This window comes from Variovorax sp. P1_H2 (genome assembly GCF_056405295.1).
This window is the reverse complement of sequence record NZ_JBFUCJ010000022.1, coordinates 1-17,128: the sequence shown is the minus strand read 5'-3', so window position 1 is coordinate 17,128 and position 17,128 is coordinate 1. Positions and strand designations below refer to the sequence as shown.

11 protein-coding genes and 1 tRNA gene are annotated in these 17,128 nt (G+C 68.2%); 4 read left to right on the top strand and 8 right to left on the bottom strand.

Translation table 11 applies throughout. The features are described from left to right. Positions 1-124: 124 nt before the first annotated feature. Together AC1D2E_RS10475 and AC1D2E_RS10470 are read left to right on the top strand one after the other, a co-directional pair. Entirely contained in the window at positions 125-550 is a 426-nt protein-coding gene (locus AC1D2E_RS10475) for a YciI family protein (RefSeq protein WP_478197343.1), read from the top strand. An 11-nt stretch (positions 551-561) separates the two neighbouring features. Beyond that, a complete protein-coding gene (locus tag AC1D2E_RS10470; RefSeq protein WP_478197342.1) occupies positions 562-1,857 on the top strand; it encodes an RNA polymerase sigma factor in 1,296 nt (431 codons plus the stop codon). A 12-nt stretch (positions 1,858-1,869) separates the two neighbouring features. On the opposite strand, the gene AC1D2E_RS10465 is transcribed toward AC1D2E_RS10470, so the two are convergent. Next, positions 1,870-2,754 (bottom strand): DUF3014 domain-containing protein, encoded by an 885-nt coding sequence (locus AC1D2E_RS10465; protein ID WP_478197341.1) that lies wholly within the window; start codon positions 2,752-2,754, stop codon positions 1,870-1,872. A gap of 103 nt (positions 2,755-2,857) precedes the next feature. Between AC1D2E_RS10465 and AC1D2E_RS10460 the strand changes: the two genes are divergently transcribed. Further along, entirely contained in the window at positions 2,858-3,487 is a 630-nt protein-coding gene (locus AC1D2E_RS10460) for a flavin reductase family protein (protein WP_478197340.1), read from the top strand. A gap of 5 nt (positions 3,488-3,492) precedes the next feature. After that, positions 3,493-5,163 (top strand): SulP family inorganic anion transporter, encoded by a 1,671-nt coding sequence (locus tag AC1D2E_RS10455; protein WP_478197339.1) that lies wholly within the window; start codon positions 3,493-3,495, stop codon positions 5,161-5,163. 90 nt (positions 5,164-5,253) lie between these two features. On the opposite strand, the gene AC1D2E_RS10450 is transcribed toward AC1D2E_RS10455, so the two are convergent. The 7 genes from AC1D2E_RS10450 to AC1D2E_RS10420 all read right to left on the bottom strand — a co-directional run. Further along, positions 5,254-5,329 (bottom strand) — tRNA-Gly (locus AC1D2E_RS10450). Positions 5,330-5,353: 24 nt separating this feature from the next. Next, a complete protein-coding gene (locus AC1D2E_RS10445; protein WP_478197338.1) occupies positions 5,354-6,658 on the bottom strand; it encodes an ABC transporter ATP-binding protein in 1,305 nt (434 codons plus the stop codon). A gap of 20 nt (positions 6,659-6,678) precedes the next feature. After that, positions 6,679-8,406: an ABC transporter permease gene (locus AC1D2E_RS10440; protein ID WP_478197337.1), complete on the bottom strand. Its 1,728-nt coding sequence runs from the start codon at positions 8,404-8,406 to the stop codon at positions 6,679-6,681. Between the two features lie 120 nt (positions 8,407-8,526). Continuing rightward, positions 8,527-9,720 (bottom strand): HlyD family type I secretion periplasmic adaptor subunit, encoded by a 1,194-nt coding sequence (locus AC1D2E_RS10435; RefSeq protein WP_478197336.1) that lies wholly within the window; start codon positions 9,718-9,720, stop codon positions 8,527-8,529. After that, positions 9,707-11,824, bottom strand: coding sequence for a type I secretion system permease/ATPase (locus AC1D2E_RS10430; protein WP_478197335.1), 2,118 nt, complete (start codon positions 11,822-11,824; stop codon positions 9,707-9,709). The genes AC1D2E_RS10435 and AC1D2E_RS10430 overlap by 14 nt, the downstream gene beginning before the upstream one ends. After that, on the bottom strand, positions 11,821-13,299 hold the full coding sequence (locus tag AC1D2E_RS10425) for a TolC family outer membrane protein (protein WP_478197334.1): 1,479 nt from the start codon (positions 13,297-13,299) through the stop codon (positions 11,821-11,823). Before AC1D2E_RS10425 ends, AC1D2E_RS10430 begins: the two co-directional genes overlap by 4 nt. Before the next feature lie 283 nt (positions 13,300-13,582). Beyond that, positions 13,583-17,128 (bottom strand): beta strand repeat-containing protein (locus AC1D2E_RS10420; RefSeq protein WP_478197333.1); only part of this gene is annotated, 3,546 nt, incomplete at its 5' end.

Here is a 17,128-nt window from a genome sequence, read left to right as displayed (position 1 = left end):
TTTACAAGTCGATGGCCAGCTGGCTGTCGATTTCGCGCCTGCTGCTTCGACGTCCATTCAGAGCCCCGGAACTGTGCGGTCGATCCCCGACTGCCGCCGGCCTCGAAACCGAAGGAGCAAGAACATGCGATTCATGGTGATCGTCAAGGCCAGCAAGGAATCGGAGGCCGGCGTGATGCCGAGCCAGCAGCTGCTGACCGACATGGGCAACTACAACGAGGCGCTGGTCAAGGCCGGCGTGCTGCTCGCGGGCGAAGGCCTGCACCCGAGTTCGAAGGGCGCCCGCATGCGTTTTTCCGGCAAGGAGCGGACCGTCATCGACGGCCCGTTCAGCGAGACCAAGGAGCTGATCGCGGGCTTCTGGCTCTGGCAGGTGCGCTCCAAGGAAGAAGCGCTCGAATGGCTGCGACGCGCCCCCTTCGACGACGGTGCCGAGCTCGAGCTGCGCCAGGTGTTCGAGATGGAAGACTTCGGCGCCGAATTCACGCCCGAGCTGCGCGAGCAGGAAAAGYGGGTCTTCGACGAGGCCCGCGCCAAGCAGCAGCCCTGACACGCCCGAACGTGGACTCGGCCGAGACCTATCGCACGGTCAACGCGGTCTGGCGCATCGAGTCGGCCCGCATCATCGGCGCCCTGGCGCGCCGGGTGCGCGATGTCGGCGTGGCCGAGGAGCTGGCGCAGGATGCCCTGCTCGCCGCCCTCGAGCAGTGGCCGCGCGAAGGCATTCCGGACAATCCGGCGGCCTGGCTGATGGCGGCCGCGAAGCACCGTGCCATCGACCTGCTGCGCAAGCGCACGCTGCATGCCGGCAAGGAAGGCGAGATCGGCCGCGAACTCGATGCCCGGCATGCGTTCGCAGCCGACGACTTCGCCGAAGCAGTGGACGCCGCACTCGACGACGAGGTCGGCGACGACCTGCTGCGGCTGGTGTTCACGGCCTGCCATCCGGTGTTGTCGCCCGATGCTCGCGTCGCACTGACACTGCGCCTGCTGGGCGGACTCACCACCGACGAGATCGCGCGCTCCTTCCTGGTGCCCGAGGCCACGATCGCGCAGCGCATCGTGCGCGCCAAGCGAACGCTGGCCGCCGCCCGCGTGCCCTTCGAGGCGCCGCGCGCACAGGAACTCGGCGCCCGCCTGTCGTCGGTGCTCGAGGTCATCTACCTCGTGTTCAACGAGGGCTACTCGGCCACCGCCGGCGAGGACTGGATGCGGCCCGCGCTGTGCGACGAAGCCTTGCGGCTCGGGCGCATCCTGGCCGAGCTGGTCGCGGACGAGCCGGAAGTCCATGGCCTGGTGGCGCTGATGGAGATCCAGGCCTCGCGCGCGGCTGCCCGCGTCGACGCCGATGGCGAGCCGGTGCTGCTGCTCGACCAGAACCGTGCGCGCTGGGACAGCTTGCTGATCCGCCGCGGCCTCGCCGCGCTGGCGCGGGCCGAGAAGCTCGGCGGCGCGCTCGGTCCCTACGCCCTGCAGGCCGCGATCGCCGCCTGCCACGCGCATGCAACGACCGCAGCGCAGACCGACTGRCCCCGCATCGCCGCACTCTACGAGGCGCTGGCCCAGCTTTCGCCCTCGCCGATCGTCGAGCTGAACCGGGCGGTCGCGCTGTCGATGGCCTTCGGACCGGCGGCCGGCCTCGAGCTCGTCGATGCCCTGCGGGCGGAACCGCAGCTGCGCGGCTACCACCTGCTGCCGAGCGTGCGAGGCGACCTGCTCGCCAAGCTCGGGCGACGCGCCGAGGCCGGCGAGGAATTCAAGCGGGCGGCGGGCCTCACCCGCAACGCGCGCGAACGCAAGCTGCTGTTGCTGCGCGCACAGGCCTGCTCCGCCGACGGCGAGGCAGGCGGCGCCTGAGGGCGTGCCGCGCTACTTCTTCGCGACCGCACCGGTCGCGACCTGGGCCCGCAGTTCCTTCAGCTTGGCCTTCATCCGGCGCTCGTTGACCGGCCCCATGCGCACCAGCATCTTCTGGCCGGCCGAGAGCGACTCGAGCTTCGGGTCGGCGAATTCGTAGCTGATCCAGGGCCGCTCCGCAGCCATCTCGCCCTTCACTTCGGTCAGTTTCACCGGCACCGCGCCTTCGGTTTGCGGCGCCTGCAGCAGATGGTCGATGACGGCCACGAGGCGGTCGTTGAAGTAGCGGTTCGGGTAGCCCAGTTCCTCGTAGGCCTGCTGGAACAGCGGATAGAGCCGGGCATAGAGCGCGGCTGCGCGGGCACTGTCGACCGACTCGACGAAGAGCACGAAGGGCGTGTAGCGGCTGGCATTGTCGGCGCCGATGGTCTTGAGCTCGCCCGTGCCCTGGACCTCGAAGGACTTGGGTGCGCGCTGGACCGGCCACAGGCGCGAAGTGGCCTGTGCGCGCGGCAGGTTGTCCACGGTGGCGACGAAGCGCCGCACGAAGCCGCTGGGCTCGAGGAAGGACCCGACCGATTTCTTGCCGACCAGGTCGTTGAGCGCCGCGGTCACGCGGCTGTCGGCGTCGTTCAGCGGCGGCAGCGCGGCCTCGGGGGCGGCCAGGGCATCGACCAGGTTCTGCGGCCCCGTCGCGACCGCTGCGGGGGGAATGTCCGCGGGACGGTCCTGCGGCGGCGGTGCGCTGGCGGCGGGTGGTGCCGGCGGCGGTTCCTTCTGCAAGGACCAGCGCCACCAGGCGAAGGCTGCGGCGAGAATCACCACCACGACGAGAACCGCGGTCCATATCGAGGACTCTTTGGCTGGCCTGAATTCTGCTGGGTCCCTTTCGGGCATGGTTGAATCCTCCTTTGAATCACGGGCGTTGCTGCATGCGCTCCATTGGAAACCACGCCGGCGCGTCGTGCCGTAACGCCCTGTGACCGCCAAGGAACCCGACATGGACATCGACTTCTCGACCCTGACCGAATACCAGCGCTACAAGTTGATGGCCAGCCTGATCGTGCCGCGGCCGATCGCACTGGTCACCACGCTGGGGGCCGACGGCATCGTCAACGCCGCGCCCTTCAGCATGTTCAACATGCTCGGCGAAGAGCCGCCGATCGTCATGATCAGCGTCAACCGCCTGCAGGACGACACGCTCAAGGACACCGCGGCCAACATCGTGCGCAGCGGCGAGTTCGTGGTCCATCTGGCCGACGAGGACATCGCCGAGCAGATGCACCGCTGCGGCGATCGCCACCCGCCGCACGTGAGCGAGCTCGAGGTGGTCGGCTTCACGCCGCTTGCGAGCCGGGCCGTGAAGCCGCCGCGCATCGCCGAGGCGCCGGTGGCCTTCGAATGCACGCTGTGGGAAACGCTGGAGACCGAGAGCCGGCAGATCTTCATCGGCCAGGTGCGCTGGATGCACGCGCGCGACGAATTGATCGACACCGAGGCCTGGCGCGTGCGGCTGCAACACTATTTTCCGGTCGGCCGCTTCGGGGCCAGCTTCTACGTGAAGACGCGCGAGCGCTACGCGCTGGCGGCGCAGGCGCAGACCCGGAGCACGCAGATCGACGAGATGTAGGCCGCATGATGCCAAGCTGGTTCTTCTCGTCGCTGCGCGGCTATCGGATCGAGTCCTTGCCGCGCGACCTGGTCGCCGGCCTGATGCTGGCGGCCATCGCCATCCCCGGCCAGCTCGCCACCGCCCGGCTCGCCGGCATGCCGCCCGAAACCGGGCTCTATGCCTTCATCGCCGGCTCCATCGCCTTCGCAGCCTTCGGCGCCAATCGCTTCATCTCGGCGGCGGCGGATTCGACCATCGCGCCGATCTTCGCCGGCGGCCTGGCGTCGATCGCCGCCGCCAGCGCCAACAGCTATGGCGAACTGGCCGCGCTGCTGGCGCTGATGGTCGGCATCGTGCTCGTCTCGGTCGGCCTGCTCAAGGCAGGCTGGCTCGCCACGCTGCTGTCGGTGCCGGTGACGACCGGATTCCTCGCCGGCATCTCGGTTCATATCGTCGTCGGCCAGTTGCCGACGCTGCTGGGCATCCCGGACGCGCACGGCCACCTGATGACGCAACTGGTCCACTTGCTGGCCCGCATCGGAGACGCGAATCCGTACGCGCTGGCGCTCGGCGCCGGCGTGCTGATCGTGACCCTGGTCGCGGGGCGCATCAGCCCGCGCATTCCGGGGGCGCTGATCGGCCTGGCGACGGCCGCTCTCGCGGTGGCCGTGTTCCACCTCGACGCCCGCGGCGTGAGCCTGCTCGGCGCGCTCTCGGTGCAGTTGCCGCAGGTCGCCGTGCCGTCCTTCAGCGGCGCGGCGGAGTTCAGCCGCATGGTGCAGCTTGCGCTGGTGATCGCGATGGTCTGCGTCATGCAGACGGCGGCGGTGTCGAGCACCTTCCCGTCGGACGAGGGCCGGTCCGACAACGTCAGCCGCAACTTCGGGGCGGTCGGCGCCGGCAATGTGCTGGCCGGCCTGATCGGCGCCTTCGCCGTCGACGCGAGTCCACCCAGCACGGCGGTCGTGAAGGAGTCCGGAGGCCGCTCGCAGATCGCCGCGCTGATCGCGGTCGGCCTGGTGATCGCGCTCGCGCTGCTGGCCTCGGGCGCGTTGGCCTACGTGCCGCACGCGGCGCTGTCCGGCATCCTCGTCTACATCGCCTGGCGCATCTTCAGGGTCGACGAAATGGCGCTGATCATTCGTCGCGGCGGGCTCGAGATCCTGCTGGTGGCCGCGAGTGCGGCGCTCGTCGTCGCGCTGCCGATCGAGAGCGGCATGCTGCTGGCGATCGTGATGTCCTTCGTGCACAGCCTGTACATCGTCGCCCGGCCCACCTGCGTCGAACTGGCCCGCGTGCCGGGGAGCACCGTGTGGTGGCCGCCGGCCCCGGGCGCCGCCCTCGAACATGAGCCCGGGGTGCTGGTCTTCGCACCGGGGGCGCCGGTCAACTTCACCAATGCCGAACGGATCTGCGCCTGGGTCCGGTGGGCCATCGCCGGCCGGAGCGAGCCGGTGAGGCTGCTGGTGATCGAGGCCAACGGCGTCATCGACATCGACTACACGGGGTCGCAGATCCTGCGGCGCGCCATCGTCGAACTGCTTTCCGCCGGCACCATCGTGGCCATCGCCAGGCTGTCGGACGAACGGGCGCAGGCGCAGGCGCTGCGTACCGGACTGATCGAGGCCATCGGCGCCGACCATGTGTTCATGTCGGTAGAAGAAGCGGTGCGCAAGCTGGTTCCGCGCCCCTGAGCGCGATGAACGAGCGCCCAGGAAAAAGGCCACCCGGGGGTGGCCTTCATTTCCTGCACGATTCGCGTGTCGTGCAGCAGATTCGAAATCTGGAGCGGGAGAAGAGTCTCGAACTCTCGACCTCAACCTTGGCAAGGTTGCGCTCTACCAACTGAGCTACTCCCGCGAAGCCTTCGATTATAGAGCATTTTTAGACCGCTTCTTCGCCGGCCGGCAAATGAATGAGTCCGGTGCGCAGATCGAACTCGAACACCTCGCCGTAGCGACCCCATTCGATCGCGGTGCGCAGCACGCGCTCGGCAGTGGCGCGGTCCAGGCTCTCCTCGAGCAGATCGAGGAAGGGCTCCTGCGGCAACTCGCCCGCAGGCGCCTGCTCGAGGCTGTGGCGGATGTGCGCGGCGAGCGGTACATGGGCGAGCAGCTGCTGGCCGAGCAGCTCTTGCCGCAGCGTGTGCGCGCCGGCGACATAGCGCCGGCCCAGCGCCGTCAGATGCAGGTCGGCATCCGCCAGATGCGCGAAGCCCAGCAGCGCGAGCGCCTGCGCCAGCGGCAGCAGGTCGTGGTCGGTGAGCTCGGCCTCCTCGGCGAGCTGCGGCAGGTCGGCGCGGCCTTCGCGGCCGTCCTCCATCAGCATCTCGAGCAAGGCTTCCATGCGGCCGATGTCGGCATCGGGCAGGCGATCGCCCAGGTGCATGCGCACCGGCTCCTCGGGCGCACGGCCGGCCGCGGGCGCGCCGGCGGTCATCAGCGCGTAGGCCTCGTCGATCAGCGCCCGCACCTCCAGGCTGTCGGCGTCGCGCGGCCGCGCGAGGTGGATCGGCAGCTCGGCGCGCACCCGCCCCGGGTCGGCGGCAAAGATCAGGATGCGGTCGGCCATCAGCACCGCCTCCTCGATGTTGTGCGAGACGATCAGCATCGCCTTGGTCGGCATCGCGCCGCCGCTCCACAGGTGCAGGATGTCGTCGCGCAGGCGCTCGCCCGTGAGCACGTCGAGGGCCGAGAAGGCCTCGTCCATCAGCAGCACCTCGGGCTCGACCACCAGCGCGCGCGCGATGCCTACCCGCTGCCGCATGCCGCCCGACAACTCGCGCGGCAGCGCGCCCTCGAAGCCCGCCAGGCCGATCAGTTCGATCGCGGCACTCGCGCGCCGTGCTCGCTCGGCCGGAGCGACACCGCGCGCCTCCAGCCCGAGTTCGACGTTCTGCTGCACCGTCAGCCAGGGAAACAGAGCGAACGACTGGAACACCATCGCGATGCCGCGTGCCGGTCCGTAGAGCGGCTGGCCGCGGTAGCGCACGCTGCCGGCGTCGGCGCCGATCAGGCCCGCGAGGATGCGCAGCAGCGTCGACTTGCCCGAACCCGACTGCCCCAGCAACGCGACGATCTCGCCTTCCGCCAGCCGGAAGTCCACGCCCTCCAGGACCGAGCGCGCCGCGCCGTCGGCTGAGCGAAAGGACTTGCCCACGCCCTCGAGTTCAATGATCGCCTCGGCCATGGGCCCTCCTCTCGCGGTTGTCAAAAGTGCATCCTGTTTTCTGCAAGCTCGTAGAGTCTGCGCCAGACGAAGTGGTTCATGCCCATCACGAAGACGCACATCACGCCGATGCCCAGCGCGATGCGCGGGAAGTCGCCGATGGCCGTCATGTGCGCGATGTAGCTGCCCAGGCCCGCGGCCTGCAGCGTGGTGTCGCCCCAGGTCACGTACTCGGCCACGATGCTGGCGTTCCACGAGCCGCCGCTGGCCGTGATGGCGCCGGTGACGAAACTGGGGAACACCGCAGGCAGCAGGTAGCGGCGCCAGCGCAGCCAGCCGCCGAGCCCGAGGTTGCTGGCCGCATAGCGCAGTTCGGTCGGCACGGTCGACGCGCCGGCGATCACGTTGAAGAGCAGATACCACTGCGTGCCCAGCACCATCAGCGGCGCCAGCCAGATGTTGGGGTTCAGCTGCCAGCGCACGATGAACAGCACCGCCACCGGGAACATCAGGTTGGCCGGAAAGGCCGCCATGAATTGCGCCACACCCTGCAGCCTCCCGGCCCAGCGCGGGTTCATGCCGATCCAGATGCCGATCGGCACCCACACCAGCGCAGCCAGCGCGATCAGCACCACCACGCGGATCATCGTGTAGAGGCCGAGCACGAACACACGGCCGACTTCCGCCCAGCCGACCTCGGTATGGATGAAGCGCACCAGCCAGACCACGGCGAGCAGCACCGCCGCAGCCAGCACCGCGTCCCAGACGCGCGCCACGGCCGGATTGGGCGAGCGCGGACGGGCCTTGATCGAGGTCCCGTCGTGGTCGCGCCGGAACAGCACCAGCGATCGCTCGAGCAGCCGCGCCGCGCCGCCCATGCCCTGCTTGATGCGCTCGGTGCGCCGCAGCCAGGTCAGCAGCCAGGAGCGCGGTGCGTCCTCGCCGCTGCCCTCCTCGAAACGGAACTTGTCGGCCCAGGCGATCAACGGGCGGAAGAACAGCTGGTCGTAGAGCGTGATGCCGATCAGCATGCCGCCGATGGCCCAGCCGATCGCGCCGAGGTCGCGGGCCTGGATCGCCATCGCGATGTAGGAGCCGACGCCGGGCAGCATGATGCTCTGGTTGGAGACCGAGATCGCCTCCGAGGCGACCACGAAGAACCAGCCGCCGGACATCGACATCATCATGTTCCACAGCAGCCCGGGCATCGCGAACGGCAGCTCGAGCCGCCAGAAGCGGTGCCAGGCCGAGAGCTGGAAGACCGAGGCGGCCTCGCGCAGTTCCGAGGGCACGGTGCGCAGCGACTGGTAAAGGCTGAAGGCCATGTTCCAGGCCTGCGAGGTGAAGATGGCGAAGATCGCCGCGCACTCGACGCCCAGCAGATTGCCCGGAAACAGCGCGATGAAGCCGGTCACCGTGATCGACAGGAAGCCGAGGATCGGGATCGACTGGAGGATGTCCAGCATCGGCACCAGCACCTTCTCGGCCGCACGGTAGCGGGTCGCCAGCACCGCGAAGACGCAAGCGAACACCAGCGAGGCGCCCAGCGCGAGAAACATGCGCAGCGTGGTTCGCAGCAGGTAGTACGGCAACACCCGGGGGTCGAGGCTGATCGGCAGCGGCTGCCCGAGTTCGTAGGGCCGCGCCATCTGGGCGCCGCCGTAGGCCAGCGCGAACAGCACGGCCAGTACCAGCGGCAGCAGCGCCCAGTCCCAGCGGTTGCCGCCGGACGCGACGGCCTGGCGCGGAAAAAAACGTTTGTCGAGCATGGTCGGGGACGGAGGGTTCGGTTCACGGACCCGGTCCGCGGCGCGGCGCCATTTTGCCCTCGCTGGCGGACCTCCACCTGACCCCGCGCGTTTCAGGCCGAGCACGCCCGCGCTGGAAGCTCAGCGCTCGCGCAGCGCCTCGCGCGCCTTGTTCAGCGGCTTCAGCAGGTAGTCGAGCACGGTCTTGCTGCCGGTGTGGATGTCCACCGTCGCGATCATCCCGGGCACGATAGAGAACACCTTGTCCGCCTTGTTCCTCAGGTGGTCCGCCTCGGTGCGGATGTAGACGCGGTAGTAGTAGACGTCCTTCTTGACCTCGTCCTGCAGCGTGTCGGGCGAGATCGTCGCGACCTTGCCCTTKAGGCCGCCGAAGATCGAATAGTCGTAGGCCGTGATCTTGACCGTGGCGTCCTGCCCCGGATGGATGAAGGCCACGTCGCGCGGCGAGATGCGCGCCTCGACCAGCAGCTTCTCGTCCAACGGGATGATCTCCATCAGCTGGCCGTTCGGCGGCACCACGCCGCCGACGGTGGTCACCGCGATGTCGTTCACGATCCCCCGCACCGGCGAGGTGAAGGTCAGCCGGGTCAGCGAGTCGGCGCGGCCGCGCGTGACCGAGCGCTGCGCCTCCACCTCGGCGTTGGCCTTGGCGAGTTCCTCGCGCGCCTTGACCTGGTATTGGCTGCGAATGTCGGCCGCCTTGGTCTCGAGGTCATTGATCTGGCGCTTGAGCCTCAGCACCTCGACGTCGCTGGCCGCGCCGCGCTTGACCAGCGGCTCGGTGAGCCCGAGCTCGCGGCGCACCAGCACCAGCGCTTCCGACACGCCCGCGAGGCTGCTCGCCAGGCTCTGCCTGCGCGACTGGTAGAGCGCGGTCTCGGTGCGGATCAGGCCGGCCTCCTCGCGGACCTCGGGCGGGAACACCAGCGGCGTGCCGCCGACCTCGGCGGTCAGCCGGGCCGCGGTCGCGAGCGCGGCGCGCACCCGCGACGCGCTTTCCTGCACGCCCGACTCGGTCTTCGTGCGGTCGAGCTGGGCCAGCACCTGGCCGGCTTCGACGATGTCGCCCTCGCGCACCTTGAGCTCGACCAGGATCCCGCCTTCGAGCGACTGGATGACCTGCTCCTTGGACGACGGCACCACGGTGCCGGTGCCGGCCGAGACTTCGTCGAGCTCGAACAGCCAGGCCCAGGCCAGCAGCACCAGCAGCAAAGCGCCGATGATCCTGACGACCCAGGAGGAACGGGGAAGCGCGGGCTCGGCCTGGGTGCCGAAGCCTGCGGGGGCGGAGCCCGGGTTGTTATGCGTTGCCATGCGAGAGCTTTCCGAGAATCTGGTCCTTGGACCCGTCCATCACGATGCGGCCGCCGTCGACGACGACGATGCGGTCCACCCACTTCAAGACCTGCATGCGGTGCGTGGCGACCACCAGCGTGCGCGAAGGCAGCCAGGCGTCCATCGCCTCGATCACCTGGCGCTCGGTCATCTCGTCGAAATGCGCGGTCGGCTCGTCGAGCAGCACGATCGAGGGCTGCCGAATCAGCAGGCGCGCCAGCAGCAGCGCCTGGCGTTGGCCGCCCGAGAGGCCGAGGCCGCCTTCCTGGATCATGTCGTCCAGTCCTTCGGCGCGCGACTGCAGGAAGGGCATCGCGCCGGCCATGCGCAGCGCCTCCATCACCTCGGCGTCCGATGCCAGCGGCATGCCCATCACGAGGTTCTGGCGGATCGAGCCATGGAACAGCCGCGCGTTCTGGGTCAACAGGCCCATGTCGCGCCGCACGTCGGACGGATCGATCAGCGATAGATCCAGGCCGTCGAGCGAGACGCTGCCTTCCTGCGGCGATTGCAGCCCGGCCAGCAGTTGCAGCAGGGTCGACTTGCCGGCACCCATGCGGCCCAGCAGCGCCACCTTCTCGCCGGCCTCGATCTGCAGGCGCGGGATCTCGAGCGCCGCGCGCTTGTCGTCCTCGCCGTACTTGAACTTGACCCCTTCGAATGCATAGTCGCCGCGCAGCGCCGGCACGTGCACCAGGCGGGCCGCCTCGGGCTGGTCGACCGGGCGCTGCATCAACTGGTCAAGCCCGTTGCGCGCCACCTTGGCCTGCTGCCAGCGGGCGAACACGCCCGACAGCTGGGCCAGCGGCGCGATCATGCGCGAGGCCAGGATCGACGAGCCGACCAGCGCGCCGGTCGTCATGTCGCCCTTCATCACGAGGTAGCAGCCCGTGAGCAGCACCACCGCGTAGACGATGTTCTGCACCTGCTGGGTCCAGGTCAGCAGCAGCCCGGTCAGGAAGCGCTGGCGCATGCTGACGCTGGCCGAGACGCTGTTGACGTGGTTCCACTGGTTCTGGAAGCGCGGCTCGGCGCGCAGCAGCTTGATGTCCTCGATGCCTTCGACCGCCTCGACCAGCAGCGCGTTGCGCAGGGCCGATTCGCGCATGCCCTCGTTGGCCATGCGGGCGAGCGGACGCTGGATCAGCAGGCCGGGGACGACCAGCAGCGGGATCGCGGCCAACGCCACCAGCGCCAGCGGACCGGCCACCAGCCACATCACGACCAGGAACAGCAGGAAGAAAGGCACGTCGGCCACCGCGCCGATCGTGGTCGAGGTCATCAGCTCGCGCACCTGCTCGACCTCGCGCACCTGCGCGATGAAGGACCCCGTCGACTTCGAGCGCGCGGCAGTGCGGATGCGCAGCGCATGGCCGAAGACCAGGTCCGACACCTTGAGGTCGGCGCGCTTGCCGATCAGGTCGGAGATGTGGGTGCGCGACATGCGCAGCATGAACTCGAAGGCGATCGCCACCATGACGCCGCCGAACAGCACCCACAGCGTGGACGCCGACTGCGCCGGGATCACGCGGTCGTAGATCTGCATCGAGAAGACCATGGCCGCCAGGGCCAGCAGGTTGGCGAACACCGAGGCCAGCAGCACGTCGCCGTAGCGGCGCCAGTCGCGCAGCGCGATGGCGCGGAACCAATCGGCCTTGTAGGGCTTGATGTAGTCGTCGACGCGCGAATCCGCGACGGCGGTCTGCGGGCGCAGCAGCACCACGCGGCGCGCGCGCTGGCGCACCTGCTCGACCGCCAGCGCGGTCTCCAGCCCCTGGTCGCCGGCCAGCACCACGCCGAGCATGCCCTTGCCGTCGGCCGATCGGATCAATCCGACCTTGCCGTCTTCGAACTCGACCAGCGCCGGCAGCCGCCACGGATCGAGCACCGCGTCGCTGAAGGCATCGAAGCGCAGCGCCAGGCCGAGTTGCCGGGCCATGAGATCGAGCAGCGCGTCGAGCGACGCACCACGCTCCCAGGCCAGGGACACGCGCACGCGCTCTTCCGAGGCGCCGAGGCCGTAGTGGCGGGCGACCGCGAGCATGGCCTCGAGCCATGCGATGTAGGACGGGGGCAGCTTCACGACTGCACCTCCATGCCCTGGACGGTGGTGTTCTCGAGGCCGTAGAACTGGCGTGCCTGGCCGGTCGCGCCGATGTAGCCCAGGCGGCCTTCCCAGAGGTCGTGCCGCACGGCTTCCTCGTCGGCCGCGGCCTGGTGGATTTCCTGCTCGGCATTGAGCAGGTCGAGGATCGAGCGGGTGCCGAGCGTGTACTGCTCGCGGTACAGGTCGCGCGCCTCGATGATGCTGCGCTTGCGCGCGGCCAGCACGCCGAGCCGCTCCTGGGCCCCGATGGCGCGCTCGCGATGGCTGCGCGCCTGGTCGCCGGCGTCGAGACGTGCGGTCTCGACGCGCTGCAGCGCGGCCTCTTCGGCCGCCACCGCCGAGCGGATCTGGCCCGACAGCGCACCGCCCTGGTAGAGGGGGCTGGTGAGGTTCAGCATCAGCGAGTGGTAGGTGCCGTTGCGCGCGAGGGTGTTCGGGTTGACGCCGCCGATCGCGCGGTTGACGGAAGCGTCGAGGCTGATCGTCGGGTAGCGCTGGGCCTTGGCGACCGCGAGCTGGGCTTCGGCCGCCTTGCGGTCGGCGCGAGCCATGAGCACCTCGGGCAGCAGGCTGGTGTCGGGCTGCGCCTCCATGTCCAGTTCCTTCGCGATCTTCTCGGGCAGCGGCGCCACCACCTGCGGCACCGGGCCGCCGATCAGGGTGCGCAGGCGCTCGCGCCACTGGGCATGCTGGGCCTTGACCTGCAGGTAGTTCGCGCGCGCGCCGTCGACGCGCGATTCGGCCTGGATCGGGTCCGCCTCGGGGCTCAGGCCCGCATGGGCGCGCAGCTTGGCAGTTTCGAGCACCTTTTCGACCGCGGTCACCTGCTCCTGCGCGATCCTGAGCAGCGACTGGTAGCGGTGCACCATCACCACGGCCTCCGCGGTCTGCTGCGCGATCGTGTCGATCTGCTTGAGCACCGCGGCCTGCTGGCGTCGCACCAGCGCCTCGGAATGGTCGACCGTGCCGGAGACCTTGCCGAAGTCGTAGAGCATCTGCGACAGCGAGGCCGTGGCCAGCGTGCCGTTGCCGGGGTCGGTGCCGTTGGTGGTGCTGCCGTTGTTGCTGCCGCCGCCGAAGCCGGCGCGGATCTGCGGGTAGTAGCCCGCGCGGGCGACGTCGACGCCGCCCTCCTGCTGCGACAGGGTGGCGACCGCGTCGGCGATCGAAGGATGCCGGCCGACAGCCTGGCGCACGGCCTGCGTGAGTTCGAGCGCACCGGCCGGCGCCGGGGCATCGAGCGCGGGCTGCGGCGCGCCGGCGCCGAGCGATTGCGCCAGGTCGCTGGGCGCGAGACGGCGCGCGGGGCTGTTTCCGGCGGCACTCGCCAGGCTCGGCAGGCATTGGACCGCCAGCAGGAGCATGGCGGCCGCGGAAAGCCGGTTCAGTCTGGCGCGCGGCCTGAATGCGGCGCGGCAGGAAGAGACCTCGAAGTCTGGAATTGGATGCATGGTGCTGATTTCTTGATGGAGGCGAGGCGGCTCCCCGGAGGCGGTCTTTTCTCGAGGATCAATTTCGACTGCTCGAGAATTAATTCAGAGGCTCGCCACCTCGAATTGACCGCAAGATCATTTCTCTTTTATTGACTCACTGCGGCGTGGCGCCGAAAAGCAATAAGCAACACATAAATGTTAGAACTTTTCATTTCAAAATAAACTGAGAAATATCTGAAACCGCCAGCCAAAAAAAAAGGGGCGCCGAAGCGCCCCTTTTTGCTCACGGGGAGTTGCAGGCTCAGAGAACCAGCTGGTGGTTGGCCAGCAGGGTCGCCAAGTCGGTGGTGACGTCGTTGAGCGTCACCAGCGTGGTCATCGCATGCGCGCTGCCGCCGCCATCGCGGTCGATGCTGATCACGGTGTTGCCTTGCACATTGCTCACCTGCACGAACTGATCCAGCGGCGAACCTTCCGCGTAGCCCGTCAGCAGTTCGCCGATGTCGATGCGGTCCGCATTGGCATCGGTGCCGAAGGCGCCCACGGTGAAGCCGTTGACAGCGTCCGAACCGTTGCCCCCGGTGGCGTCGGCGGTGGCCAGCAGCTTGTACAGCAGCGTGTCGTTGCCGCCCTGCGTCAGGAAGAACGCATCGTTGCCGCCGGCACCTTCGATGGTGTTGTTCGCCGCCGTGTCGGTGAGGATGTCGCTGTCGGCCGTGCCCAGCATCTCGCTGCGCAGTTCGACGCTGACGCCCTGCTGCACCCACAGCGAGGCCGTGCCGCTGAGCTGGTTGACGTAGACCTGGTAGGTCTCGCCCTGCCAGACCTGCGAACCGGCGCTGGTCCAGGTCGAATCGATCACCACACGGTCGCCGCTGCCACCCTGCACCGTCAACGTGTCGGTCGTGCTGGAGATACCCAGGACGTCGTTCAGGCTGAGCGTCAGCGTGTTGGCGTTCAGGTCGCCGAGGTGGATCGTCTCGATGTTCGACACCTTCGAAGCGATGGTGCTGAAGTCCAGGTTCTCCGTCGACTGCCAGATCAGCGTATCGCGGCCGCTGCCACCATCCACCGAAGTGAAGTTCGCGTCCTTCACGATGATGAAGTCGTTGCCGGCCCCTGCATCGAACACGGTCGCGCCGTTGCGGCCGTCAAGCGTGTTGACCGCGTCATCGCCGGTCAACGTGCCCGTGCCGTCCAGGTAGCTGGCCGTCGTCGCATAGGTTTCACCCGTGCCGCGGATGGTGCCGTCGGCGTTGACGATCACGGTCTTCACGTCGCCGGTGCGGTTGCCCACAAAGTCCGCGGCGTTGGCGTTGGTCCAGGCCACCGCGTAGCCGCCGTCCACGAGGGCGGTCACCGAAGGCATCAGGTCCAGGCGGTCGCCGCTGTTGACGCTGATCAGCGTTTCGCCGCCCAGCTTGTTGCCGGCTGCATCGAAAGTCTGGCCGTACACCTCGGACCGGCTGTCGCTGGTGAACTTCGTCCACACCACCACGTAGCCGCCGTGCTCGAGCGCGGCGACGTCGAAGTGGACGCTCAGGGTGTCGTAGCCGACGCCGTTCACGCCATCGGTGCTGGTGTTCACCCGCACTTCCTGGCTGTCGATCGCGACGATCTGCGAGCCGTTGAAGTCGAAACGGCGGGCATAGACGTCGAAACCGTCCATCGTGCCGGCGCTGCCGGATGCCGATGTGTGGTTCGAGGCCCAGGTCGTGATGAAGCCGCCTTCCTTCAGGGCCACCACCTTGGCGCCGACCTGATAGAACTGGCTCTGCGCGTTGGCCTTGACCTCGGCGCCGACCTTCAGGCCGGTTTCGTAGTCGTAGACCTGCAGGAACATCTCGCTATCCCGTCCGGCCGTTCCGTTCTCCTTCGAACTCATGTACTGGACCACGTAGTACTTGCCGCCCAGGCTGGCGCTCGACAGGCCTTGGGTGTCCAGCTGGAAGTTGCCGCCCGTCGGAACGCCGTTCAGGCCCTCCATGTTGTAGGTGAAGCCGTTGCCGAGGTTGGTTCCGGTCGTCAGCGCCACGGGTGCCGCGTCGATCGCCGTGCCATCCGCCCTGTAGCGCACCTGGTAGACGTTGTAGTTCCAGACGGTGCCCGACACGTACAGCAGCACGTAGCCACCGTTGTCCATCGCCACGTAGGTGGGCGTCAGCTCGTAGGTCAACGTATTGGTCAGTCCCACTGCGGCGCCCGCAGCCGTCCCGTCCGCATTGAAGTTGCGGATGTAGGGCACCGTCGACGCGTCCGACGAGTAGAACACGCTGAACGAACCATTGGCATGCACAGAGACGTCGTAGCTGCGGATGTACTGCAGCGCGTCGTTGTAGCCGTAGCCGTCGGAGCCCGCACCGTTGGCGATCACTACCTGGCCTCCCACCTTCTCGCCAAGCTTCGAGTAGCGCTGGGCGTAGAGGTTGGTGTTGTTCGAGGCGGCGGACCCATCGGACACATAGAACAGCCAGTAACCGCCATCCGCCAGCGCATAGATCTTCGCGGCGGTATCGTCGTTGGCCGTGGTCACGGCCGCGTTCACGATGGGTTGCACCACCGTGAAGGTCGAATCCTCGCCCACCTGTCCGCCACTGCCGTCGGCCACCTGGACGTGCACCTTGACCGTGTATTCGCCCGACGCGAGCTGCGTCGTGCCCCAGTTGGCCGTCGAGATCGACCAGCTGCCGGTCGCATCGTTGAGCGTCAGGCCGCCGTTGCCGGCCACACCGCTCGCGAAGGTCTTGATCACCGCGCCGTTTCGATCGAAGACCTCAATGATCAGCTTCTCGTTCAGGCCAGCGTTGATGCGGCCGGTACCCAGCAGGGACGGCTGCAGTTCGGCCACGTAGTCGCTGTTCGACRACTGGATCACCGACACGTCGCGGTAGACCGTCAGCTCATTGGCGGAGCTGTCCAGAGTGCGGTTGCCCGCCGCATCGACGATGGCCGCATCGACGTTCAGCAGTGCATCGGCCTTGCCGTCCACGTTGAGGGCGTGGGCATCGTCGATCTTCAGCGACCAGGTCGTGCCCGTCACCGTCAGTTGCGAATCGACGCCTTCCTTGTAGGTGACGCCGTTGACCGTCACCCAGACCGTCTCGCCGGACGCGCGATCGATGCCGGTGACCGTGCCGGTGATGACCGGCGTGGTATCGCCGGTCCTCAGGGTGTTGACCACGATGCTGCCCGTGGGCGCGGTCGTGTCGACCGACAGTTCGAAGGCGTTCGAGCTCGTTCCCGGGTTGCCGGCGGCGTCGATCACCACGGCCGTGTAGCTGTGGCTGCTGCCGTTGTCGAGGGTCGGCAGATCGAAGGTCCAGTCGGTGCCGTCCACGGTGGCCGTGCCGAGCAGGGTCGAGCCTTCGTAGATGTACACCACCTCGCCGTCGGCCAGGGGCACGCTCAGGCGGCCGTTGAGCACCGGCTGGGTGTCGTCGGTGGCGCTGCCACTGGCGAAGTCGCCTTGGCTGAGGCCGAAGTCGTCGGAGTAGGAATCGATCGTGGGCAGTGCTGCCGGCAGCGTGATGTCCAGCACGGCGCTGTCGCTGTCGCTGGCCGGGTTGCCGGCTGCGTTGCTGACGTTCGCCGTGATCGTGATCGTGCCGTTGGCCAAGCCGCTGAGATCGGCGGCCGAGGTCGTCCACACACCACCGTTGACGAAGGCCGTGACCACCACGCTGTTCACGCCGTCGCTGAAGGTCAGCGTGACCGTCTGGCCGTCTTCCACATTCGTCGTCGTTCCGCTCACCACCAGGGCTTCGGCTTCGGCGGCGTTGATCACACCGTCGCCCGCGATCGGGCCGCCCACCGTGATGGTGGGGACCGTCGAGCTGACGCCGTAGGC

What these genes read in the sequence shown, in the direction of transcription:
- AC1D2E_RS10465 (WP_478197341.1), bottom strand. Translation starts at nt 2,754, where the DNA reads ATGCCCGAAAGGGACCCAGCAGAATTCAGGCCAGCCAAAGAGTCCTCG.
- AC1D2E_RS10460 (WP_478197340.1), top strand. Translation starts at nt 2,858, where the DNA reads ATGGACATCGACTTCTCGACCCTGACCGAATACCAGCGCTACAAGTTG.
- AC1D2E_RS10455 (WP_478197339.1), top strand. Translation starts at nt 3,493, where the DNA reads ATGATGCCAAGCTGGTTCTTCTCGTCGCTGCGCGGCTATCGGATCGAG.
- AC1D2E_RS10445 (WP_478197338.1), bottom strand. Translation starts at nt 6,658, where the DNA reads ATGGCCGAGGCGATCATTGAACTCGAGGGCGTGGGCAAGTCCTTTCGC.
- AC1D2E_RS10440 (WP_478197337.1), bottom strand. Translation starts at nt 8,406, where the DNA reads ATGCTCGACAAACGTTTTTTTCCGCGCCAGGCCGTCGCGTCCGGCGGC.
- AC1D2E_RS10425 (WP_478197334.1), bottom strand. Translation starts at nt 13,299, where the DNA reads ATGCATCCAATTCCAGACTTCGAGGTCTCTTCCTGCCGCGCCGCATTC.